The following is a 24,207-nucleotide window of genomic DNA, read 5'->3' as shown; positions in this document are numbered from 1 at the left end:
CGATCCGCGACCGCGGTCTCAGAGCCCTGCGGCGTCGCCCTGGTTCATGCTGCGATATTCATCCCGCATGCCGATATAGAGACTGAGGCAGCAGGTCAGCAGGATCAATGTAAAGGGCAGGGCAGCGGTGATCGTGCCAGCCTGAAGTGACTGAAGAACATCCGTCCCGCCGCCATACAACAGGGCAGACGCGGTCAACCCAATCAGGCACGCCCAGAAGACGCGTTGCCGCCGGGGAGAATCCGTCTTGCCTCCGCTGGTAATCGTGTCGACGACGAGTGCCCCGGAATCTGCAGATGTCACGATGAACACGACCAGCAGCATGATGGCTGCCGTTGAAGTGATCGCGGACGCCGGCAGGTCAGCCAGCATCTGGAACAGGACGAGAGAAGCGCTGCTCATCCCTTCGCCAAGCTCTCCAGTGCCGGATTTGAACTGGGCGATGGCTGTCTTGCCGAAGGCTGTGAACCAGATAACGCCGATTGTTACCGGAGCGAACAACACAACCGCGAAGTATTCACGGACAGTGCGCCCTTTCGAAATACGGGCAATGAACATGCCGACAAAAGGTGACCAGGAAATCCACCACGCCCAATAGAAGATCGTCCAATCATGGAACCAGGCGATGTCCGGCCTGCGTACCCAATTCGTCAAGGCGGGCATATCTGTGATGTAGGCCAGGAGGTTCTGACCCATGCCTGTGAAGATCAGGATGGTCGGGCCGGCAATGATCACAAAGATGAGCAGGGCGAAGGCGATCCCCATATTGATGTTGCTGAGCAGTTTGACGCCGCCATCAAGCCCTCGAAGAACAGACAGGACAGCCAGACCGGTCATCGCCACGATCAGCAGGATCTGGATGTACACGTTGGGTTCAAAACCGAGCAAATAGCCGAGCCCGCTTGCAGCTTGGGTCGCGCCAATGCCGATTGTCGTGGCCAGCCCGAACACGGTTGAGACGACAGCAAAGAGGTCGATGATGTGCCCCGGCCAGCCCCAGACATGCTCTCCCAAAATGGGATAGAAAGCCGACCGGATGCTGAGGGGGAGGCCCTTATTGTGCGCGAAGAAGCCGAGCGACAGGCCGACGATCGCATAGATGCACCAAGGCGCCAGGCCCCAATGGAAGATGGTGGCGCTGTAGGCAAGGCGTTCGGCCTCGGCCGTAAGCGGCTCGGCATTGAGCGGCATGCCGTACCAGTCGGTGTAATAGGCTAGCGGCTCGGCTGCGCCGTAGAACATGAAGCCGACGCCCACTCCGGCGGCAAACAGCATCGCGACCCAGGAAACGATCGAAAAGTCCGGTGTCGCCGAGGGGCCGCCAAGGCGGATTTTTCCCAGCGGGCTGATGGTCAATGCGATGCAGAAGCCGAACACCAGCACCGCCGTCAGGGCGAAGAGCCAGTCCGCGCTTTGAAGTGTCCAGGTCTTGGCGGCGGTCAGGTATTGAGATGACACCGTCGGAAACAGAAGCGTCAGCCCGGAAAACAGGATGATGAGGCCCGCACTGAGAAAGAAGACGGGGTTGTGGATATCCAATCCGGCGACTTCGATATTGTCCTGCCCGATTTCATAGTCCGTTTCGTAAACGAAAAGCGCCTCTTCATCTTCCTGGATGAGGTCGGCGGGCGTGTCGGAAGTATCTGTGTCCATGTCTGGCTTGTGCCGCAAATCCGTAGATTATCAAAGCATCGATGTGAGGAAAATGTCTCGCCTAGACAACGAAGTGCGCCATTGATGCAACACTTGTGAGGCGATTCCCATCCTTTGCAGGCGAATAGCTGGGCAAAACCTTTCTATCATCGAAATAAACCTGTACCTCGGACGCATCGAGCAGCCATTTGTTCCGAGCTGCGCCTGCTTTTGGCGCGCCATGGCTGGAGACGACCCAAAGGGAATACATATGAAGAAGCTAAAGTACGGAGCCTCGCTGTTTGCGATGGCCAGTCTGGTCGCGCCAGTTGCACTGGCACAGGATGCACCAGCTGAAGCTACCAGCGCCAAACGCCTGCAGACGGTGACCATCACCGCGACGAAGCGGACAGAAAGCGCGCAGGATGTGCCGGTTGCTGTAACTGCGCTCGGTGAGCAGCAGCTCAAGGAACTCGGCGTCAAGAATTTCTCCGACTATCTGGTTCAGCTGCCAGGGGTGACGGCAGGTGGGTCCGGCCCCGGCCAGAACACGATCTATATCCGCGGTCTGGCTTCGACCACGCCGAATTTGACGGTTGCCGGTGTGGCTGGCCTTGCGCCGAACGTCAGCTTCTATCTCGACGAGCAGCCGCTGGCCCAGCCGGGTCGTAACCTGGATGTCTACGCAGCTGATATCGAACGCGTTGAGGTTCTGTCCGGTCCGCAAGGCACGCTATTCGGCTCCAGCTCCCAGGCTGGTACAGTTCGCATGATTACGAACAAGCCTTCGCTGAGCGGTTTTGATGCCGGGTTCAATGCGTCGACGTCTTTCACCGATGGCGGTGAGATGAGCAACAGTGTTGAAGCGATGGTCAACGTTCCGGTCAGCGACAAGCTTGCGCTGCGCGGCGTCATCTATACGGACACTCAGGGCGGCTTCATCGACAATGTCGGCGGCACATTGTCTGTTCGTGACTCGGCCCGTTTCCGCGCTGAAGGTACGGTCCGCGACAATGGTGTGCCAGTGAATGCCAACCGCGAAGGCTTCCAGGCTGGTGCTGATCTGTCGGGTGTTACCTTCGTCGACGCCAACAACGGCAACATCGTCGAGAATGACATCAACGATGTTACCTATCAGGGCTTCCGTCTCAGCGGTCTCTACGAGATCAACGAAGACTGGGATTTGCTGATCACGCACGCCCAGCAGCAGATCGAGGCCGATGGCGTTTTCGCCGCCGACCCGGATCTGGACGATTATGACATCGTTCGCTTCACGCCAGAGAACATTGAGGACAAGTTCCACAACACGTCCTGGACGCTGGAAGGCCGCCTCGGTGCGTTGGAAGCTCTGTACACCGGTGCGTATACCGACCGGACGACGGACCAGACAGTTGACTATTCCGACTACCTCTTTGTCGGTCAGTACCTGCCTTACTATATCTGTGACTATTCGGTCACTTATCCGGCAGGCGCACCGACCGGCACATGCTATGCGCCGAACCTGTTCGTGAATTCGCACAGCGAAACCAAGGTTCAGACGCACGAGCTGCGCTTCAACACGCCAAGCGAGCATCGCTGGCGTGCGACCTTTGGTGCCTTCTACAGCGACCTTGAGCTGGCAGAGCGCAACGACTTTGTCTATCCGGGGTCCACACAGGTGGCCTATACGGATGGTTCGATCGGCTTTGCGCCGAACTATCCTCTGACCCAGACGGACGTGACCGGCGAGATTGGAAGCGCGTCTCCGGGCTATTACAGCGTCGCCGGACCGTTCCCGGAAGGCGTGATTTTCCGCAACGACGTGCTGCGGACCGACCAGCAAATTGGTCTGTTTGGTGAGACGACGTTCGACCTGACCGACCAGTTCGCCGTCACAGTTGGGGCACGCTATTACGATGTTGAAGTTGACCTTGAAGGCAGCGCCAACTCGTCCTTCTTCAACCTGTTTGCTGACACCGATCAGCAAGTGTTCGGTACGAACATTTCGGCCATCTACGGTCCGAATGGCCCCGCCGATGCGCCAGACAAGGCCGCGACGGATGGCATGATCTACAAGATGACCGGCGAGTGGACGCCGACAGATGATGTCATGTTCTACGCGACCTATTCCGAAGGCTTCCGCGCAGGCCTGCTCAACCGTCCGGGCGGTGCATCCGGTCCGGGTGGCTACACGGTTCCATATGCTGTCGATACGGATGAAGTGAAGAATTACGAACTGGGCTGGAAAACAGAACTGTTCGACAATTCGCTTCGCTTCAATGGTTCCGCCTTCTTCGTCGACATTGAGGGCCTGCAGACCACGATCTTTGATCCGTCTATCGTGAACCTGTTCTTCTCGGACAATGCGGCGAATGCTGAAATTCAGGGTCTCGAAGGCGACTTCACCTGGGCGCCGGCCTCTGTCGATGGTCTGACCGTTGCGGGCGCATTCTCGCTGCTCGATACGGAGATCACCGAAGTCCTCGTGCCGACAGATGATGTTCAGGAAGGTTCCGACCTTGCGTTTGCGCCAGCCTATCAAGGCAATTTGCGTGTGCGGTATGAGTGGGACCTTGAGCAAGAAGTCGCGGGTCAGCGCCTGACGGCGCATGTGATGCCACAGGTTGTTTTCTCGGATGACTCTGTCAGCGACGTGATCGAGATCAACAAGATGGAGCTTGATGGCTATGTCACGCTTGGCGGTACGCTTGGCGTCACGGGCGACAATTGGGGCGCGGAGATCTTCGCCACCAATCTGACGAACGAATATGCCGAGCTTAGCGGCAGCTTTGTCTACGACCGTGAGCGCATCACGCCGATGCGTCCGCGCACGATCGGCATCCGTGTGTCTTACGACTACTAAGACCGGCGCCAATTTGGTACCAAAGCAGCGCCCTGACACGTTCAGGGCGCTGTTTTCATTTTTGCGAGAGATACTTTGCCACGCCATGACGACTACCGCTGATCCGGAAGCTTCCCTGAGAGATGCGCAGAAGGCCATACAGTCAGGAAATTTTGCTGCGGCGGCCGCGATTGCGGACGCTATTCTGGCAGAACACCCTGAACACAAGGATGCGCTTTACATGGCCGCTGTCAGCGCGCGGTATGAGGGGCGTCATGAGGATGCCGCTCAGCATCTGTCGGCGTTGAAATCAGTGTCGCCGGATTTCGGTCGGGCGTATCAGGAAGAGGGGCATCTGAAGCGCAAGCTTGGGGATATGGCGGGCGCGATCTCTGCCTTCGAGCGGGCGACGCGATACAACCCCTCGCTTGTGGCAAGCTGGACAGCCCTTGCGGAGTTGTATGGGCAATCCGGAAATACAACAGCAGCGGTGAATGCACGCGCTCAAGCAGATCGTGTTCGAGCGTTGCCCCGTGAGTTGCTGGCAGTGACCAACCATATCCATGAGGGGCGCATTTTCCGCGCAGAAGAGATCGCGCGAGCCTTTCTTCAACGGAACCCGACCCATGTAGAGGGGATGCGTTTGCTTGCCGATATCGGGTCACGACTGGGCGTGCAGGAAGATGCCGATTTTCTTCTTGAAAGCGCCGTTGGTCTTGATCCGGACAATATTCAGCTACGGCTCGACTATATTCAGGTGTTGCGGAAGCGTCAGAAGTTTTCCGAGGCGCTGGAGCAAGCCAAAGCGCTGATGGCGCGCGACCCGGACAACCCTGTGTTCCAATCCCATTTTGCCATCGAAAGCATGCAGGCCGGTGACTATGAAACTGCGTTGGACCAGTTCGAGAAGGTCTTGCAAAAACTTCCTGACGATGCAGCAACGCTGGTGTCCCGTGGGCATGCGCTGAAGACATATGGCCGGACGGAGGATGCGATTGCGTCGTATCGCGCCGCAAGGGATGTTGCGCCGTGGCAGGGTGATGCCTGGTATGGACTTGCCAATCTGAAGACGTACAAATTTGACGACGAAGAGCTGGCGAGGCTGCAGGCGCAATTCTCAGCACCTGACATTGATCACATGTCACGCATTCACATCGCTTTCGCGTTGGGCAAGGCCCAGGAAGATCGCGGAAATCATGATGCAGCGTTCGCCGCATATGCGCAGGGAAATGCGCTGAAGCATCAGACTGTTCGGTACACGACTGAACAGATGCATGAAGAGTTTGACGCGCAGAAGGCAATTTGTACGGAAGACCTGTTCGATGCCCAATCCGGAAAAGGCTGTGACGCGCCGGATCCGATCTTCATCCTGGGATTGCCGCGCGCGGGTTCAACGCTGATTGAACAAATCCTTGCATCCCATCCAGTCATAGATGGAACGCTGGAGCTGCCCAATATCCTCTCGCTGGCCCATCGGCTTCGCGGGCGCAAGCAGTTGACGGATCGGGAGCGGTATCCGCGCATACTGCATGAACTAGGCGCAGACGATCTTCAGGCGCTGGGCGAGGAGTATGTTGAAACTACGCGCATCCATCGTCAGGGAGCGGCCTTCTTTACTGACAAGATGCCGAACAATTTCCGCCATATTGGCCTGATCCATTTGATCCTGCCCAATGCGAAGATCATTGATGCGCGGCGACATCCGATGGATTGCTGCTGGTCCGGCTTCAAGCAACTTTTCGCGGAAGGACAGGAGTTTACCTACAGCCTGGAAGACATCGGGAATTATTATCGCGGCTATGTTGACCTGATGGCGCATTGGGAGCGCGTCCTGCCCGAAGGACGCATCTTGCGCGTTCAGCATGAAGATGTGCTCGACGACCTGGAGGGGCAGGTGCGGCGCATTCTCGACTATTGTGGGCTGCCTTTCGACCAGGCCTGTGTCGACTTTCACAAAACAGACCGCGCTGTGCGCACAGCCAGTTCAGAGCAGGTTCGCAAGCCCATTAACAAAAGCGGGGTTGAGCAGTGGCGGCCCTATGAGGCACATCTTGAGCCATTGAAAACGGCGTTGGGGCCTGCCCTGACGCACTACCGGGACTAGGTTGATGAGTACGCGATCTGATGATGCCTTGATTGCACTTCGAAAGATCCAGCGCATGACGGAGTTGGCGTCGAAACGGCTCGCCCAGACAGCCGGTTTGACTCCTTCGCAGATGACAGTGCTGCGTATGCTGGAAGAACAAGGCGAGCTCTCAGCAGGACACGTTGCAGAAATCACGCAATTGAAACACGCGACGATAACAAGCCTTGTGGACAAGCTGGAAGCGCGCGGACTGATTGCACGTCGTCGCTGTGATACTGATCGCCGGAAGGTCTGGCTCAGCCTGCTGCCAGCGGGCAAGACCGCGCTGTCTGTGGCACCAGACCCGTTGCACGAAACCTTTGCCACTCGCTTTGACAGATTGCCGGATTGGCAGCAATCCATGCTGGTCGCAGCGCTGGAGAGATCGGCACGCCTGCTCGATGCAGAGGAGCTTGATGCGGCGCCATTCCTTGATATCGGGGATCTTGGCTAGCAGCCGCATTATATGCAATTGCAAATCATTATCATTGATGCTAGAGCGCCCTCTCACCCGTTCCGGGGAGGCAAGTATTAAGAGGGCTACCAATGGCTGCGATGAGTCGGATCGTTTTCTCCTTTTCCCTTCTGGCGAGCGCCGGGCTGGCTGGCTGTGCGACAGCACCCGTAGCCGCAGAGACAGCACCGATGCCAGTCTCTGAGTTCGTTGCAGACACGCCGGATAGTCAGTTTCAGGCAGACCGCGAAGCCATCTTGTCCATGGCCGGAAACTTCAAGGTAAAGTTCGACTTCAACGAGACCGTGTCTTTCCCCGATGATTACTATCTGAAGCCGCGCAAGGTCTCTGGCGGTGATGAAGTTGTGCTGGTGGTCGAAGATCGCGGAGACTTCATCAGTCTGCAGCACATTCTCGTGGTGGGCGGTGATCACAAGATGGCCATCAAGCATTGGCGTCAGGATTGGCAGTACGAGCCAGCGCGTGTGCTGACCTTTGTCGGCGGCAACGCCTGGGAGTGGCGTGATGTGCCTGCAGAAGAGCGAGCCGGAACCTGGTCGCAAACCGTCTATCAGGTGGATGATGCCCCGCGCTATGGCGCAGTTGCGGCCTGGTCGCACGAGAATGGTGTCGCCGAATGGCAGCCTCTTCATGAATGGCGTCCATTGCCGCGCCGCGACATGACCACGCGCGATGACTATCACGCCATTAACGCCATGAACCGGCATGTCATCACGCCGTGGGGCTGGGTACATGAGCAAGACAACAGCAAAATCATACTGAGCGGTGATGCGCCTCAGATCCTGGCCCGTGAGATGGGGCTGAACACCTATCGCCGCGACGATGATTTCGAAACCGAGATCGCGACGGACTATTGGAGCGGCACCGCCGAATTCTGGGCTGGTGTGCGCGACCATTGGAGCCGAATCGAAGCGGAACATGAGGCATTCGCGATCACCATCAAAGGCGAAACCGAGGCACTCTACATGCCACTTCTCAGTCTCGCGGCCGAAGTGGCCGACGGCAGCAAGAAGAATATGGAGGCGCAGGAAGAGGCCCGTAAGCTGATCAATGATCTTGTAACGAGCGATCTCGGAAATCTGGAAGACCGACTTCGCCCGACCGGTCATTATTCAGAAGACGCCGAGTGATTGGTGCCAAGAGTTTTGATCAGATGCTCTTCTGATTGACTCGTCTCGAGAGTTTTTCAGGGCTCTCCTTTCGCTCTGAATACCTATCTACAAGATAGTCTGCGCGATCGCGTGTCAGCAGGGTGAACTTCACGAGTTCCTCCATCACGTCGACGATTCGGTCATAATAGGGCGACGGCTTCATGCGGCCGTCGTCTTCAAACTCCAGGAAAGCCTTTGCGACCGAAGACTGGTTCGGGATCGTGATCAGGCGCATCCAGCGTCCAAGGATCCGCAACTGATTCACCGCATTGAAGCTCTGCGATCCGCCGCAAACTTGCATGACGGCAAGCGTCTTCCCTTGCGTTGGCCTGACGCCGCCGAGCGAGAGGGGAATCCAGTCAATCTGTGTTTTCATGAGGCCGGACATCGCACCATGTCTCTCTGGTGAGCACCAGACCATGCCTTCGGACCACATCACAAGGTCCCTCAATTCCTGAACCTTGGGATGGGACTCATCGGTGCCATCCGCCAGGGGAAGGCCGGCTGGATCAAACGCACGCGTTTCGCAGCCAAGTTTCTGGAGGATGCGCGCAGCCTCCTCATTGGCAAGCCGGGAATAGCTCCGCTCGCGCAGCGATCCGTGCAACAGGAGGATACGGGGCTTGTGATCACTCAGCGTCGGGGAAAGGAGCGCGTCGCGGTCGACCTCCTGGAAGCTTGAGGCATCGAGGGCAGGCAAGGATCTATCAGATTTCATAAGCGGCTTGGACCTTCGTGAGATGGGTGCGTTGCCGTGTATGTGGAGGCGCGTCATTAAATTTCAACAGATGTTGAAATATTGGGGGGGTACGTTGCGCTTCAGGATGCAACCTCAAGCTAATCCGCTGACGAAGAAACAGGAATGGCGCACCTAGAAGGAGAAACTTCGAACGCGCTTTTCGACACTCTGGCTGAGTGGAATGACCATCTCAAAGCCTCTGATCTTAAAGGACAGCCTGGGCCAAAACCGTGAGGGGGTCATCTCGCGATCCCTTCAACAGCGCGGCTGTCGGACAGCCGAGCGCCCCAGACTATGGGAAGCCGGTCTCAGTGCGTTTCACTGAAGAGGAACGTGCGGAGCTTGAACGCAAAGCGGGCGATCTGACTCTCAGCGCATACATCCGCTATCGCTGTATCGGTAATGCCGCCCCTGCTCATCGGACTCGTGGGAAGCGTCCCGTTAAGGACCATGAGGCGCTTGCGCGGGTTTTGGGTGCTCTTGGCCGTTCCCAGCTTTCAAACAATATGAACCAACTCGCTCGTGCCGCGCATGCCGGGACATTGGGCTTGCCGCATGAAACGAAAGCGGCAATTGAAGACGCCTCAAACGACATCGCCTTCATCCGTGAAGCATTGATTGAAGCGCTTGGCCTTCGAGATTCGGCACCATGATCTTCGTTGGCAACTCGCGAGCCAACGGGCAAAATCTGGCCCGCCATTTGATGAGCCCTGAGAATGAGCACGTCACCGTCCAGGAAATCTCGGGATTTGCTGGTGATGACCTGTCCAGTGCATTTAAAGAAGCGGAAGCTACGGCGCGAGGCACACGTTGCCAGAAATATCTGTTCTCGCTCAGCCTAAATCCTCCGGCCTCGCAAAAGGTCGGAACCGAAACCTTTTTGCAGACCATCTCACAGGCGGAAGAAAGGTTAGGTTTGCAAGGGCAACCGCGAGCGATCGTCTTTCACGAAAAAGGCGATCGCAGACACTGCCATGTCGTTTGGAGCCGGATCGACAGCGAGGAAATGAAGGCGATTCCTCTGGCGTTCACGAAGCGAAAGCTGATGGAGCTGTCGAAAGAGATATACCTGGAGCATGGCTGGGAAATGCCTGAGGGCTTCATTCAGCCATCCTTGCGCGATCCCAAAAATCTCACGCTAGCCGAATGGCAGCAAGCAAAGCGCGTCGGGCAAGATGCTCGTGAACTGAAGGCGATCTTCCAAGCTTGCTGGAAACAATCAGACGATCAGAGATCGTTCGCGCGCGCGCTTCAGGAGCATGGTCTTGCTTTGGCTAAAGGTGATCGGCGCGGATTTGTCGCGACTGACCTCAATGGCGAAGTTTATGCCATTGCGCGCTTTTGCGGTGTTAAATCCAAAGATGTTCGGGAACGGCTGGGCCATTCCGAGACACTACCTTCAGTTTCGCAAGCCAAAGATGATTTGGCAAAATCTGTCTTGCCCGGTGTCGAGAAGCTTAGGCAGGCTGAAGTGCGCAAGCTCGCCAAGGTCAAAGAGCATCAAAAGAACCTTCTACGGAAGCTGACCGAGAAACATCGTGGAGAGCGAAAATCTCTGCTTGAACGACAAGAGGCACGGTCGTCTGCCGAGTTGAAGGTAAGGCAGGACCGCTTCAACAAAGGGCTTCGTGGCCTCTTTGATAGGATCACTGGCGCATACAGCAGAACGAAAAAGCAAAATGAGCTTGAGGCCTATAGCGCCATCAAACGCGACCAGAAAGAGCGGGACGAGCTTGTTCATCGCCATCTGGCAGAAAAACGCGATTACCTCAGCCGGCAGCGAGCCAACCTGCAAAAAGCGCAGCGGACCGGACAGCAACTGAAAAGCGACCTCGACCGCCTCCGAAACGAAAAGCAGCGTGATCGCACAATGCGCGATGGTCCTAAGCGGTAGAGGCAAAAGCAACTCTTGGATTTTCCAAATCATAGCCCACACTATTTTTTAAAATTTTTGCTGAATTTTCTCACAAAATCTGGTTGGATAGAGCGGAAATGAAGATTGACTGCATAGAAATAAGAAACTTTCGGCGCCTAGAAAACGTATGCTGCTCCATAGAAGAAAATGAGACAGTATTTGTAGGGCCGAACAATAGCGGAAAAACATCAGCAACCGCAATTTTCCGGTGCTTTCTGGGTTATCGCAAATTTCAAATTTACGATTTTTCGGTTTCTAAAATTACGGATATTGACGCATTTGGTAATGATGGAAATGCCCAAGGACTTCCCGCTATAGAGCTCGATATCTGGTTTCAGGTTGATCCTGAGACCATTGAATTTGGGCGCGCTTTTGCACTTCTCCCCAACCTCTCTGATGACTTTGACCGACTTGGTGTCAGATTGACCTATGGTGTCGCCGAACCCCAAAAATTGAGAGAAGCCTACCTGCAAAACTTTCCGCCTGATGGCGAGAACCCACACGCCAAACGACTTTCGCAGTATCTTGCGGAAAGCGGAAATTTGAATCAACACTTTGGAATTTCATACGCTTCGCTCGAAAGAACGGCCGAAGGTGTTCAAGCATTACCTTTGGAGCAAACTGCTGGGAAACAGCTTCTTCAGAGCCTCATCAGGATCGACTTTGTCGATGCACAGCGGAACATCGATGACGATGAGGGGCACCGTTCCAATCGGCTTTCAAATGCTTTCGCAGGGTTTTATCGGAGCAACCTTGACCAAGTCGAAGCAGCTGCCGAAGCGCAAAAAGTCATTGATGAAAACAATCAGAAGCTCTCAGAACATTATGAGTTGCAGTTTGCAGGTTTGATGAAGGTCATAAAGGACCTCGGTGTACCGTCAGCCAATGACCGTGATCTGAAGATCGTTTCGACCCTAAGCCCAGAAGCAGCACTACGTGGAAACACTGATCTATTATATGTTGATGCTTCGAGGGGACATGAGCTTCCAGAAGTCTATAACGGACTTGGTTTTAAGAACCTGATCTACATGGCGATACAGGCCAAGCATTTTCATTCGCAATGGCTAAGAACCCCAGCCAACAGACCGATGTGCCACGTTATCTTTATAGAAGAGCCCGAAGTTCACCTACATGCACAAGTTCAGCAAACATTCATCCAAAATATCTGGGAGGTAATCGAGGCCTCTGCACAAGAGGAAGGTGAAGCAGGCCGAGCCCCACAGCTCGTCATCACGACGCACTCGTCCCATGTCCTCGATGCGACAGATTTTGGGAAAGTGCGCTATTTCAGGCGTTGCCGACTTGAGGATGATCCAGACGACGCAAAAATTCTGAATGCGACCGAAATTCATAGCCTCAAAGATTTCCAGCCCGAAGCGGTAAAAGTCGGTGACCAAGTTGCGACAGAGACGGAAGCGTTGGAGTTTCTCAAACGGTATCTGCGACTTACGCATTGCGACTTGTTTTTTGCAGATGCCGCGATCCTCGTGGAGGGGGCTGCAGAAAAGCTGTTGCTCTCCGCAATGATCAACAAGACAGCGAAACGATTGAACGCATCCTATCTCACCATCTTGGAAATTGGCGGCGCCTATGCGCACAGGTTTGATGAACTTCTGACTTTCCTACAAATCCCAAGCCTGATTATCACTGACCTCGATTCTGTGAGTCCGCAAGGAAGGCATCCAGCGTGTCGAGCTGATGAAGCTGGCGCGCTCACATCGAATGCATCTTTGAAGCGGTTACTGGGAGTTTCGACCGTGGCAGAGCTGAATGCGCTGACTGACGAGCAAAAGAGCAGTTATGCAAAGAGCCGCTACATCAGCTTTCAGTCCGGCATTGCCGTTCACGATAATGGAACAGATTTGGAGATGTGGCCCCGCACTTTGGAAGAAGCAATCGCCTATCAAAATTTTGGGTTCTTACGTGGAGGCGATTTGAGCATCGGAATCGATATCCCAGATGGTCTTGGAGATGCATACGAAGAGATTTGGAGGCATATCGGCTCAGGCAGCTTTAAGAAGACTGATTTCGCTATGGAATTGCTCGCGAAAGATGTTGAGTGGAATGTTCCAGAGTATATTGCCGAGGGCCTCAGAAAGCTGGAAGAACGCTTGCACGGCCCCCAGGATGAGGCCTAATTCCTCATGACTGACCGAATTCCTACAAAAGCTGATGAAGACATCGCTGAGTGCTTGGGCAAACATCGAAGTTTCGCACTGACAGCTGGTGCCGGGTCTGGAAAAACTTCTTCGTTGGTTGATGCTTTGGATCAAATACGGTCGAATGAAGGTGCTGAGCTTCGCAAAAATGGGCAACGGATAGCTTGCATCACATATACTAAGCGCGCTGTGGGCGTAATCCACAGTAGGCTCGGGGCTGATGAACTTTTTCATGTTTCGACACTGCACAGCTTTTTGTGGGCAGAGATAGGACGGTTCCAAGAAGACATTCGAGACGCGCTAACTGTGCGGCGGCTTCCGGCTTTGATCGAGAAAGCAGAGGAGAAAGATAAAGGCGGTAACTCGCAGACAGCGCTTAAAGCCCGTGCCAAAGCTGCTCGCCTTTCGGAAGAACTCGAGGCGCTAGGTGCCGTGCCCAGTTTCATTTATGATGATGTAGCCTATAGCAGTTATTCCGAAGGTCAGCTTAGCCACGATGACGTAATTGAGGTGGCGGCACATCTATTACTAGAGCGTCCAAATTTCCGGCGGCTGCTAGGCAGCAGGTATCCTTACATTTTTGTGGATGAGGCTCAGGACACCTTCGTTCCCATCATCGAAGGCTTAAACATTGTAGGCGCTGGCGATGGTTTACCTCTCGTCGGATATTTCGGCGATCCCTGGCAGCAGATTTACGAAGGCAGAGCCGGAGATTTTCAGCCACCGGAAGGTGGCAAAGAAATCACTAAAGTGGAAAACTTTAGGTCGGCACCTCAAATTATCGCCTTCCTCAATGCGTTTCGCGATGATGTCGAGCAGGTTCCTGCTGGGGACAATAAAGAACTAGCGGGAAGCGTCGAGATTTGCCTTGTGCAATCTGAAGAGCCGGGCGCCCCACGCAAGCGCTACACCGAGGAGCAATTGAAAAGTGCATTGTCGGCAATGGACAAGGCCGTGGAGAACTGGGGCTGGGCCGACCGCGACGATGTAATGCGGCTTTTTTTGGTGCGCCAGATGATTGCGCGTCGCTTGGAGTTTGAAGAACTCAACCGCCTGTTCACGGGGCCTTTTGCCTCAATGAGGGCTCAAGATGATTACGAGAATGGAGAGCATTTCCTTCTTAGACCATTCGTAGGCGTTTTATGCCCGCTACTACGGGCTCATCTGAACCATAGGCCGAGAGAGGTTATCGATCTTCTGAGAGAAAATTCTCCTGCATATAGCACTTCCGGTTCGAACGCTGCGGTGAAGCTGAAGGTGATGATCGATCGCTCAAAAGAGCATCTTGAACAGCTTTCAGCCATTTGGGCCACAGGAAATGTAAGAGACGTTCTGAGGTTTTCCAAAGATAACGAAATAATTAAAGTTCCGGACCGCCTATCTGAACATCTTTCACGCGCTCCGAGAGACGAAGAATATGATGAGAAAGAGCACGGCGAAGACAAGGGCGATTGGCTGGCCGATTCATTTCTAGCAATGCCCACGGCTGAGTTACAGAACTACTGCGATTTTATCGTTGAGAATACGCCGTACAGCACACAACACGGAGTGAAGGGGGAAGAGTTTTCTGATGTGTTGGTTGTTTATGATGATGTGGAAGCGGGTTGGCATAATTATAGCTTCACAAAGCTTCTTACCCCAGAGACCGCGGGCGATCCTACTGATGGACAAAGAGAGCGTGGACGCAAACTCGCTTATGTGAGCTTCTCTAGGGCTCGGGAGAATTTACGTATATTGCTTTTTACCCAGAATGCCGAAGCTGCACGAACCGAATTGCTCGCGAAGGGTTTGGTTGCTCCCAATCAAATTGTGATCCAGTAAACCTGGGTAGGTCGAGGACGTCCAGAGAGAGATCTTATCTAACAAGATAGGAAGCCCAATATGGCCGATATAATTATAAAGCGAGTGCGCGGAAAAATCCTGGCTGTCAGTAAGGAATGTCTGTTATTGAAATAGCTGTATCGTGCGATGAGAGCTGCGCTTGTCGCAACGGAATCCCGCGCTTCGCACAGAAATCTTGCGCATATTCCAAATCGCCGTCGCTTACGGATGCGCCCACAATCAAAGCACTGGGAGGCGGCATCGGATAGGCTCGGTTAGCATCATCCGGGCCGATGGGATGTACCAACCGCCATTCCTTTTCATATTCCCAGTCCCTGCTCTTTATGAGCGACAGATATGTGCCAATTAGATTGTTAAACCTTCTTCGCGGGCGCACGGCGAGGTAACGGCTGACATCCGTCCTTTTATTCCGATAGAAAACCGGAAAGCACATCCGGTTACGCAAATCCGTATAAGGCAGAGCCCCAAAATCATATTCGATGCAAAATCCAGTGTGTGATGCAGCATAATGTGACCACATAAGGGTCGATGTCGGATTTGCGGATAGCGATAGGACGGAAAAACCGGAGCGAAAAAATGCGGACATACTGTTCACAAGGTCATTGTTCACTTTTGAATTCCACGACTTCGTGAACTCGCGCATAGGTTTGCGCTGTTCCTCAGGCAATTGGTCGATCAATGGCGCCACGATTTGCTTTTGCATTTCATCCCAACTCATCGGGTCGGTAATTTCCGGCGGCACCCATTTCTGACCTGCCGCTTGGGTCTGCTTTATTTCCTCAATTTGCGCGAGGATTTCCTCCAGCGTCTGCCTTTGTTGCGGCAATCTTTCTGTCCGAAATGAAGCCACAGTATCAAGAGGATCATTAAATTTGTTGGGGCTGGAGAACCATTGCTCATCGCGCTCTAGGCCCTTGCGGTGAAACGGATTTGAGAAATCCCGATATTTATAAAGCTTTTCCGGGATGTGCGGATATTTGGCCATGAAGGCCTGCTCGATCCGTAGTCGGTCCGCATTATAGGGAAACAGACACCGGATCATCTGACATTGCCAGGATTCTAACGCCATTCGCCCGCTCCTATGATCGCGCGAACGCAATCAAAGCCTCAAAATCGTGATTGTCGGCCGCTTTGAGCGCTGCGACATAGGCTTTTCGTGTTTCGTTCGGATCAACAAGATTGGCACGTCCCCATGTGAACGGAGCCTCGCCCAGCTTTTGCGCCAGCAAATCTCCGACCAGGCGAGAGAAGCGGCCATTGCCGTTTGGAAACGGATGAATGGCCACCAGCCGATGCGAAAAACGAACAGCAATTTCATCGGGTGAATAGGTATCATGCGCGACCCAGTAACGCGCATCGTCGATGGCCTGCGCGACATCCATGCCGATGCGATAGGCATCCACGCCGATGTTGCGGGCCGTGATCCGATATTCCCCAGCCCATTTCCAGACCTGACCGAACATCTGTTTATGCAAACGGCGCAGAAATTTTTCATCCAGCAATTCACCACGCTGTGATGACAGCCACTTCATGGCGTGAGCGATATTGACCTGCTCGGCCTCGTTCAGTTCCCGCCGCAGCGTGATGTAGGATGGAATAAGCGCTTCCCGCTCATCAGCTTCAAGCGGAGTGTTGGCATCATCATCTTCTGCGAATAGATCATCACTCATGTGTCATCCCACAATTTACGCGGGGCGCCATTGAGGATGTCCTGCCGCAAGCGATCGCGCTCATCGGCAAGGTCGGCCTGACCAGGCGTCTGGTTTTCCAGTCGCATTGTATGCTCAAGGCGAAGCAAACGCTCATCAGCTAGCCGCTGCGCACGCTTCTCTACAATGTCCTCAAGGGAGCCATTGGGCACGAAGGCATAGACCAGCGTGCAATCCATTGCCTCGGCAGCCTGCCGCAAAGATTTGAGCGTCGTTGCATCCGTTTTTTCCGCCTTCTCAAGCGCGTTGATACGCGGGCGCGAGACGCCCATGCGCTTCGCTAATTGCGCAGGAGACATACCTAAAGCCTCGCGGATGGCGCGTATCCATCCGAAAGGCGGCACGGCAACTGCCTCGCGATCGAGTTTGCTCAATCGACGGTCGAGATTTTTGCGGGCAAGGCGTGTTTGTTCGGTATTCATGTCACTATCCTAAAGGCAGGGTGACACATATATGTGACATTGTCAATGATATTCGTAATATATAAGTTACGATAAACGCCAGCAATAGAAACATATATATTTCGCCTAACAGCATGTATGCCGAAATCACCGGGAGTCCATGAGGGGCAGAATGTCCTTCTGGTCGTGTCCACGTACGAAAGCGTGGCGGCATCCAATCGGCGAACGGTTGGTCGAGGGTGTCCAGAGGGGCGGCGACTGCGCCCCTTTCGGTCATGGGGCCAAGGGGAGCAGACACGCTCCCATCGTCGATGGGATTTCACAAGGGAGCGGCGATGCGCTCCCTTTGATCCTTCTGAAAGAAGCGATGGGTTTGCAAAGGGAGAGCGAAGTCTCCCTTGCGAGTGATTGACCGGCGATACGGTCTTTGGTGCGGAAATGGCTCCGACATCTGGCAATCGGGCCAGATCCTCAGGATGCCTACTTTCCGCGCCAACTGCGAGAGGGATGCAACGGGAGAGCGCTTAGCGTCTCCCTTGCCAAGGTAGCTTTGTAATACAAAGCACACCTTGCGTTCTCATTTACCGAAAAATTGTACTACAAAATATTGGTGTAAGACAGAGCTCACGCTGCCGCAGCCACTTCAATCACGCCGGTTCATATTGGTGCTGAAGCTGACGGGTTCGGCTTTCGAAGAAAGTGTAGAGCGCGTCGGTCTTCGTGTGCAGATCACCTTCGTCATATGCATCGACCGGAAGGCCTGTGCGGTCATCGTATAGATAATCATAGATTGTCTGACGGAACCGGTCGCGCGTGGCCGTTTTCGAGAAAATATCCTGTACTTCTCGCATCTGGGATTCCAGCTCCCGTAGCAAGGATACGGCGACGCCCTTGATCTTCTTGATGTCACCTTTCGATAGATCGGGCTTCAGTAGGAGATCGAAGACCGCAAGCTGCTCCTCGTTTTCCAAGCCCTCTTTGACATGGCGATGCTCCTCTTCGCTCATTTCCGCCGTCAAACGCATGAGAGCTTCAAAGGTCGCCTCAATCGTGTTCTTGTCTTTCTCACGATTGTAGTCGCGCACGATCTCATCGAAGCGTTCCTGAAAATCCGCTCTCAGTGGATTTTCGGCCAGCATCTTTCTTAATCGCTGTTCTATGACGGATTTCACATCCTGGACGTCAGACCGCTTGGTTTCGCTCTTCTCAAATTCCTTTCTCAGAAGCTCAAAATTGATCTTTGAAATGTCGAAAATCTTGTCGTCCGATTCCTTGTCCTCTTTTACCTCGACGGCTTCACTGACGATGGCATTGAGCTTCTGTATGATGGCAGACGTGTCGGCCTGATCTCGATCATCTTGAAGCGTCTTATATAGGAAATTGATGGCTTCGCTATCGGCCCGATGGGCTTTGACGCCTTCAAAAGTCAAACAGGCCTTGAATTTACGGAATACGGACCGCGCCGAAATTTCAAAGCGCTTACGGGTTTCGTCGTCTACATTGACCGCCTCTTTTGCATCCAAGATGGCTTTATTGCGGGCAAATCCGGACTCTGTGATCAAACGATCGAGCTTAAAATTTCCAGCGGCGAGCTGTTCTCTAACCAACGAGATCGCTTCGGAAAGCTCGCCGAGCAGCTCTTCTTCAGGGTGCAATGGGTCGGTTTCGGGATCGCCTCCTCCATCCAATTCACCATCGCCTTTGTGGCCTGCAAAGGTCGAGAGAGCTTTGCGAAGATTTTTGAGTATGCCACAATAATCGACAATCAGCCCGTTATTCTTGCCCTCCTTCACGCGATTGGCACGAGCAATAGCCTGCATAAGGGTGTGGGCTTGAAGTGGCTTGTCTAGGTACAGCGTTGACAGCGAAGGTACGTCAAAGCCAGTCAGCCACATCGCGCAAACGATTACCACACGGAACGGGTGATCTTCTCGCTTGAAGGCACTGTCCACATCAAGCCGTTTGCCGTCTTCGAGAAGGAAGCCCTCTTTCATCAGCTTGCGGTGTGGCAGGATGTCCAGGTTCCATTTCCTGAACTTATCGACTTCGCCTTGCTCATCACTGACGACAACGGCGATCTCAGTTTCCTTCATCCAGGCAATCTGTCTCTTGCGCAGCGCTTCGTCCTGATCATCGCGGGCGGAGCCCAGGTCAGCTTCCAAAAACTTGATACGCTCCGCCCAGGCCTCCTTGATGAAATCATGCATCCGAACGGCTGTGATTTTATCGATGCTGACGAACATCGCTTTGCCGGTTTCCCAGTTGGTCGAATAATGGGCCGCAAAGTCTTCAGCGATGTGCCGTAGGCGCTTTTCCGCTGTGACGACGTGGTACTCGCGCTTAAGCTCGTTTTCCAGCTTCGCTGCGACGTCTGCGTCTGAAGTCTCGGCCTCCTCGATGGCCTTTGCGAGCTTGTCGTTGAGACCTTCAGCAGTCAGACCGAGCTTATCTCCTCGCGCATCGTAATAGAGCGGAAGGGTCGCATTATCCTCGATCGCCCGCTGGAAATCGTAAGTTGAAATGTAGCCACCAAACACGCGCTGCGTGATCTCATCTCCGGTGAAGAGCGGCGTTCCGGTGAATCCGATATAGCTCGCATTCGGCAAAGCATCGCGCATATTCATGGCGAGCGTGCCGTACTGCGTACGGTGCGCCTCATCTGTCATCACGATGATGTTATCACGCGTGGAGTATTCTTCGCCTTCGCCGATCTCCTTGTTGAACTTCTGAACGAGCGAGAACACGAACGACTTCTGCTGGCTGAGGAGCTCTTTCAGCTCCTCACCGCTATCGGCGCGGCAAGGGTCCTTCTCATTGTTGGCAAGGCCAACGCCTGCAAAGGTCTTGTAAATCTGGTTGTCCAAATCGGTGCGGTCTGTGAGTACTAGAAAGGTGAAGTCGCCACCGAGCTTGCGCCGCACCTTCTGTGCGAACAGCGCCATCGAGTAAGACTTGCCCGAGCCCTGGGTGTGCCAAAACACACCTAGCTTCCCCTCGCGCTTTTTGCGGTCGATCACAGATTGGATCGCGCGATTTACGCCGAGGTACTGATGGTTTCGCGCGACGATCTTGATCAGCTTGCCTGAGCTGTCGTCAAACAGGATGAAATTTTCGAACAGGTCGAGAAAGTTCGCGCGATCGCAAACGCCTTTGATCAGCGTTTCCATCTGAACGACCCCATTGTCGCCTTCGGCCAGTCGCTTCCAATCGCTGAAATGTTCATACTTAGCGGAGAGCGAGCCAATCTTCGCCTCAACGCCGTTGGCCAAAACTATGAAGGCGTTGAAGTGGAAGAGCTGCGGGATCGTATCGAGATAGTCCTTGAAATTATCCTCATAGGCACGGCGTAGGGATTTGTCGGGACGCTTCAGCTCGACGAACATCAGCGGTAGGCCATTTACAAAACCGATGATGTCAGGGCGGCGGCGATGGCCGTTGGGGCCGCTGACCCACATCTCACGCACACATAGGAAATGATTGTTGCGAGGATCGTTATAATCGAAGACCTTCAGACGGCGTTTCTTGATCTCGCCGTCTTTCTTATAGCTCGCGAGCACCCCGTCACGGATCAGCTCATATTTTTCCTGATTGGTTTGAACGGCAGACTGAAAGCCAAGGGTGTCGGTGATCTGGCGGAGTGCGTAAGTGTAGGCTTCGTCGGGCAACCCAGGATTCAACCGAACGAGAGCTTCGCCGAGATAGCGTGTGAGGATGACTTCACGATCGGATAGGCGGCCAAATGTGCCTTCAGGGCCGAAGGTTTCAGCGTTAAATGCGAGAACGCTTTCATCCCACTTCAGATCATTTACGAGATAATCTGAGAGCGTTTCCTGCGCTAATCGATCTTCGGTGAAATCGTTCATGCCGCCACCTCCACTCGGCCATCCATAAGTCGGGGAAGAAGGAGGTCACGCGCAGTTGAAAGCGCGTTGACTTGTCGTCTCAGCAAGTCGGCCTGGTCGAAAATTGGATCGACGATCTCGTTATAAGAATGAAGTAATTCCCTCTTCGGAACCAGTGCCTCAACATGGCCAATACCTGCGATTGTCAATTGCGGCTGAGCAGCCCCGGTCCGCATCTCCTGCATTCGGAGTTCCTGAGCTGTGTGTATGGCAAAATGGAACCTTATGCTTTCCGGCTGCATTCTAGGTCGGAATACAAAACAGTTATTAGTCACAAAGGTGGGGCCAAAGGTTCTTCGAACATTTCCACATCCAGCACCTCTACATGTTACCAAGCATAGGCTCTCATCCACGTTCTTTTCTGAATAGAAGCCAATAATCTTATCGGCACCATGTACCGGATACTTCCCTGAAATCGAGATCTTCGCTGTTGGCAGGTTTTTGCCATATGAAATATCCCAGATTTTAGATATCGGCTGCTTCGCCCAACCTGTTGGAACGCCATCGACGATTTTGACGTGCTCGTGGCCCGGAAATCGAAAATGAACGAACCATTCGCGATAGAGAAGCCGCGCCGCTTCCTCTAACAACGCAATCCGCCGCCGGTTGTTTTCGATCAAGTCATCGTAGGCTGAGAGGATGGATGCTATTCGCTTTTGCACCGCAAGTTCAGGAACCTTAACTTTGCAAGCCAGAATCCGGCTGGGGCTCGTGTGTCGAACAGTAGCACCGCTGGCTGAACCTCGAACTTGCCCCCTGTAATCGTGTGTGTTGAAAAGATGATATAAAAAACCAAGATCAGCCTCAGCGCCTTCCTTCAGAGTGACGAGGCCTAGCCGCTGATTGTGTAAATAAAAATTATCCTCGGGTATCAAAAAGGATCCGCCCAATACTGGTGCCGTACCTACAAGATCAGTCATAACGACCAAAAGATCACCCTTGCTCAGCAGGTAGCCAGGGGGAATCTCGCCGGAATAGCGTTTCTCCTTCTCGCCTTTGCTTTTAAACCCTCCGCCGTTGTGGCAGTTTCCCGGAGTTAGAACGACATAATCGCCGTCATTGTCAAAGAACTCACCTTTAAAAGCGAATCCATGTTTAATTTCAACAAACTCTCCGATTGTCGCTTCATGCCAACTCATGCGATCAGCTCGCTCAAGTTTTGCTGAATTAAAGAAGCCAATTCAGCAGCTTCCGTATTCAAGCCGTCAATCTCAATGTGAATATCCTGAAGTGCTTCCTCGAAGTCGAAGTCATCGTCTTCTTCTTCCGGCGCAACGCCGACGTAACGCCCTGGGGTCAGGCTCCAATCATTCGCCTTCAGCTCCTCGCGACTGACGAGCTTCACTAGGCCCTCTACGTTGCAAAGCTCGGCATCTGGAAAGCGCGTTTGCAACCATTCGGCCTGGGTGTGGAAATAGCGCGCGTCTTTAAGATGCGCGGCAACCGCTTTTCGCGCTACATCCAGTTCGATGAGACGCTTTTTTCCTTCGGCTGGCTTCGTGCCGTTTTCGACATCAGCCTCATGAACGCGGGTCGCCAGCTTGTAGAGGTGATCCAATTCCTTAATCAGAGACTTGGCTTGATCCGCAACCGGTGCCAGCGCGTTCGCAGATGCTTTCAGACCATTGTTATCTCGGGCAGCACCGTTCCAGCCACTTTCGCATGCATTCTTTGCTTCCGATTGGAATGCTTCAATGTCGCCTGAGACGGTAGCAGCGAGCTTGTTGAGTTGATCATCCTTGTGGCTGTCAACGACAACCTTGAGCGCCTTGTTGAACCCGCTGAAATCACATGCCTGCATCTGTGTGAAGGCTGTTCCGAGGTAACTCTCTACAAGCTCCAAGAACCGGGCAGTCTGCCCACGATAAAGCCATACGATGGCAGTGATGTTCTGCTGTTGCTCCGGCGCGAAGTCGTAAATTTTACGCGTCACTTTGCGGTAGATATTCCGCGCATCAATCATAAGGACCTTGTCCTTGAGATGCTTGGGTTTGGCCTTGTCGAAGAACCATAGCTCGCAAGGCACGGTTCGCGTGTAAAAGAAATTGCCGCGTATGGCGATCATCACATCGACATCGCCGGTCTTGATCATGGCCTCGCGGACCTTGGCTTCGCCACCACCAGCAGACGACGCCTGGGAGGACATGACGATCCCGGCACGGCCTGTGTCTGACAAATATGAATGAAAGAACGACATCCAGACATAGTTGCCGTTTGAAACCTTGCCCGCTTTGTTCACGCCGGGCAGGCCAAACTCCAAACGCGGGTCATTTTTGATTTTCTCCGCGTCGATTTCATCCACGTTGAAGGGTGGATTGGCCATGACAAAGTCGGCCTGGCCAAGCATTTCGTGCGGGTCTTCGTAATACGAGATCGCCTTGCTAATATCGCCCTCCAGCCCATGAACGGCGAGATTCATTTTGGCGAGGCGGATCGTTGTTGGGTTCTTCTCCATTCCATAGAATGTCACGCGGTCACTTGGATTGGCCTTCATCTTCTCGATAAAATGAGCAGACTGAACAAACATACCACCTGAGCCGCAAGCAGGGTCGATGATCTTGCCATGATCAGGCTCAATTACATTGACAATGGTTTGCACGATTGAGATCGGCGTGAAAAATTCTCCGCCATCATGGGCCTTCTGATCGGCGAATTGTGTTAGGAAATACTCGTAGATACGCCCGAACACGTCCCCATCGGCCTTCTCTAGAGCAGGGTCGTTGAACGTACGGAGAAGTTGGCCAAGGTCGTCGTCGCCAAGCTCCTGATATTCAGACTTAGGGAGCGCGCCATCCAGTGAATCGTAATCAGCCTCAATGCTTTCCATCGCGGCAATGATCGCACCGGCACGGTCGCCACCGTCGGGGATCGCAACGAGGTGGTCGAATTGAGCCTCGGGTTTTAGAAAGATTGAGCCGCGCTGAGAGAAGTCCTCCTTCGTTAGATCGCGGGTCTTGCCGCCACGTGAAGGTAGAGTGGCTATAATCTCGTCTTGAACTCGGAGAAAGCGGCTGTAGGCATGACGCAAGAAAATCAAACCCATCACGGGCAGAAAATACTCATTGCTAGCAAAATTTGAGTTTGCTCTCAGATGATCCGCTACCGACCAAAGCCTTTTCTCAATCTCTCCTACGTGTTCCATTCGTTCCCCTGTGTTCCTTTTTACCTTCGGCTTCAGCGATATGTTGTCTCATGAATTCTCGGATAACCTGTGCCGCTGGTCGATCTTGTTCACGACAAATTTCGACAAACCTATCGCGTAGCTCGCGGTCAATCCGAATTCGAAAGCCTGAATCCTTCATCCGGGGAGTGTACCCAACGGATACACATCTGAGA

Annotated in this window: 17 protein-coding genes; 8 read left to right on the top strand and 9 right to left on the bottom strand. The window is 53.6% G+C overall.

Annotated elements, in window-relative coordinates; genetic code table 11:
- Positions 1-18: 18 nt before the first annotated feature.
- Positions 19-1,653, bottom strand: coding sequence for a BCCT family transporter (locus HF931_RS02420; RefSeq protein WP_081806207.1), 1,635 nt, complete (start codon positions 1,651-1,653; stop codon positions 19-21).
- Positions 1,654-1,903: 250 nt separating this feature from the next.
- Here HF931_RS02420 and HF931_RS02415 point away from each other — a divergent pair, with 250 nt between their 5' ends.
- The 4 genes from HF931_RS02415 to HF931_RS02400 all read left to right on the top strand — a co-directional run bounded on the left by HF931_RS02415 (position 1,904) and on the right by HF931_RS02400 (position 8,183).
- Entirely contained in the window at positions 1,904-4,474 is a 2,571-nt protein-coding gene (locus HF931_RS02415; protein ID WP_035554230.1) for a TonB-dependent receptor, read from the top strand.
- An 85-nt stretch (positions 4,475-4,559) separates the two neighbouring features.
- Positions 4,560-6,557: a tetratricopeptide repeat-containing sulfotransferase family protein gene (locus tag HF931_RS02410; RefSeq protein WP_273241730.1), complete on the top strand. Its 1,998-nt coding sequence runs from the start codon at positions 4,560-4,562 to the stop codon at positions 6,555-6,557.
- Positions 6,558-6,561: 4 nt separating this feature from the next.
- Positions 6,562-7,032 carry a MarR family winged helix-turn-helix transcriptional regulator gene (locus tag HF931_RS02405; RefSeq protein WP_273241729.1) on the top strand — a complete coding sequence of 157 codons (471 nt, stop codon included), beginning with the start codon at positions 6,562-6,564 and terminating at the stop codon, positions 7,030-7,032.
- Between the two features lie 92 nt (positions 7,033-7,124).
- Positions 7,125-8,183, top strand: a complete 1,059-nt coding sequence (locus tag HF931_RS02400; RefSeq protein WP_273241728.1) for a DUF6607 family protein — start codon at positions 7,125-7,127, stop codon at positions 8,181-8,183.
- A 19-nt stretch (positions 8,184-8,202) separates the two neighbouring features.
- Here the strand turns inward: HF931_RS02400 and arsH are convergent, their stop codons facing one another.
- Positions 8,203-8,922 carry an arsenical resistance protein ArsH gene (gene arsH / locus HF931_RS02395; protein ID WP_273241727.1) on the bottom strand — a complete coding sequence of 240 codons (720 nt, stop codon included), beginning with the start codon at positions 8,920-8,922 and terminating at the stop codon, positions 8,203-8,205.
- A gap of 332 nt (positions 8,923-9,254) precedes the next feature.
- Here arsH and HF931_RS02390 point away from each other — a divergent pair, with 332 nt between their 5' ends.
- The 4 genes from HF931_RS02390 (at position 9,255) to HF931_RS02375 (ending at position 14,838) form a co-directional block, all read left to right on the top strand.
- The gene (locus HF931_RS02390) at positions 9,255-9,596 is read left to right on the top strand and encodes a plasmid mobilization protein (protein WP_273241726.1); all 342 of its coding nucleotides are present in this window, start codon (positions 9,255-9,257) and stop codon (positions 9,594-9,596) included.
- A complete protein-coding gene (locus tag HF931_RS02385) occupies positions 9,593-10,837 on the top strand; it encodes a relaxase/mobilization nuclease domain-containing protein (protein ID WP_273241725.1) in 1,245 nt (414 codons plus the stop codon). Before HF931_RS02390 ends, HF931_RS02385 begins: the two co-directional genes overlap by 4 nt.
- A gap of 98 nt (positions 10,838-10,935) precedes the next feature.
- Complete coding sequence (locus HF931_RS02380) at positions 10,936-12,996, top strand: ATP-dependent nuclease (protein WP_273241724.1); 2,061 nt, start codon at positions 10,936-10,938, stop codon at positions 12,994-12,996.
- A 6-nt stretch (positions 12,997-13,002) separates the two neighbouring features.
- Positions 13,003-14,838 (top strand): UvrD-helicase domain-containing protein, encoded by a 1,836-nt coding sequence (locus HF931_RS02375; RefSeq protein WP_273241723.1) that lies wholly within the window; start codon positions 13,003-13,005, stop codon positions 14,836-14,838.
- A 106-nt stretch (positions 14,839-14,944) separates the two neighbouring features.
- On the opposite strand, the gene HF931_RS02370 is transcribed toward HF931_RS02375, so the two are convergent.
- From HF931_RS02370 to HF931_RS02340, 7 genes are all read right to left on the bottom strand, one after another.
- A complete protein-coding gene (locus tag HF931_RS02370; protein WP_273241722.1) occupies positions 14,945-15,844 on the bottom strand; it encodes a DUF2971 domain-containing protein in 900 nt (299 codons plus the stop codon).
- Positions 15,845-15,938: 94 nt separating this feature from the next.
- Positions 15,939-16,529, bottom strand: coding sequence for a mobile mystery protein B (locus HF931_RS02365; protein WP_273241721.1), 591 nt, complete (start codon positions 16,527-16,529; stop codon positions 15,939-15,941).
- Complete coding sequence (locus tag HF931_RS02360; protein ID WP_273241720.1) at positions 16,526-16,990, bottom strand: mobile mystery protein A; 465 nt, start codon at positions 16,988-16,990, stop codon at positions 16,526-16,528. Before HF931_RS02360 ends, HF931_RS02365 begins: the two co-directional genes overlap by 4 nt.
- Before the next feature lie 626 nt (positions 16,991-17,616).
- Positions 17,617-20,832: a type I restriction endonuclease subunit R gene (locus HF931_RS02355; protein WP_273241719.1), complete on the bottom strand. Its 3,216-nt coding sequence runs from the start codon at positions 20,830-20,832 to the stop codon at positions 17,617-17,619.
- Positions 20,829-22,010, bottom strand: a complete 1,182-nt coding sequence (locus HF931_RS02350) for a restriction endonuclease subunit S (RefSeq protein ID WP_273241718.1) — start codon at positions 22,008-22,010, stop codon at positions 20,829-20,831. The genes HF931_RS02355 and HF931_RS02350 overlap by 4 nt, the downstream gene beginning before the upstream one ends.
- A complete protein-coding gene (locus HF931_RS02345; RefSeq protein ID WP_273241717.1) occupies positions 22,007-24,013 on the bottom strand; it encodes a class I SAM-dependent DNA methyltransferase in 2,007 nt (668 codons plus the stop codon). Before HF931_RS02345 ends, HF931_RS02350 begins: the two co-directional genes overlap by 4 nt.
- Complete coding sequence (locus HF931_RS02340) at positions 23,991-24,173, bottom strand: hypothetical protein (RefSeq protein WP_273241716.1); 183 nt, start codon at positions 24,171-24,173, stop codon at positions 23,991-23,993. Before HF931_RS02340 ends, HF931_RS02345 begins: the two co-directional genes overlap by 23 nt.
- Positions 24,174-24,207: the final 34 nt, after the last annotated feature.

Origin of the sequence: Hyphomonas atlantica corrig., from assembly GCF_017795365.1 — a bacterium.
GTDB classification, from domain to species: domain Bacteria; phylum Pseudomonadota; class Alphaproteobacteria; order Caulobacterales; family Hyphomonadaceae; genus Hyphomonas; species Hyphomonas atlantica.
The sequence above is the reverse complement of the archived record's forward strand: the minus strand, read 5'-3'. Positions and strand labels throughout refer to the sequence as shown.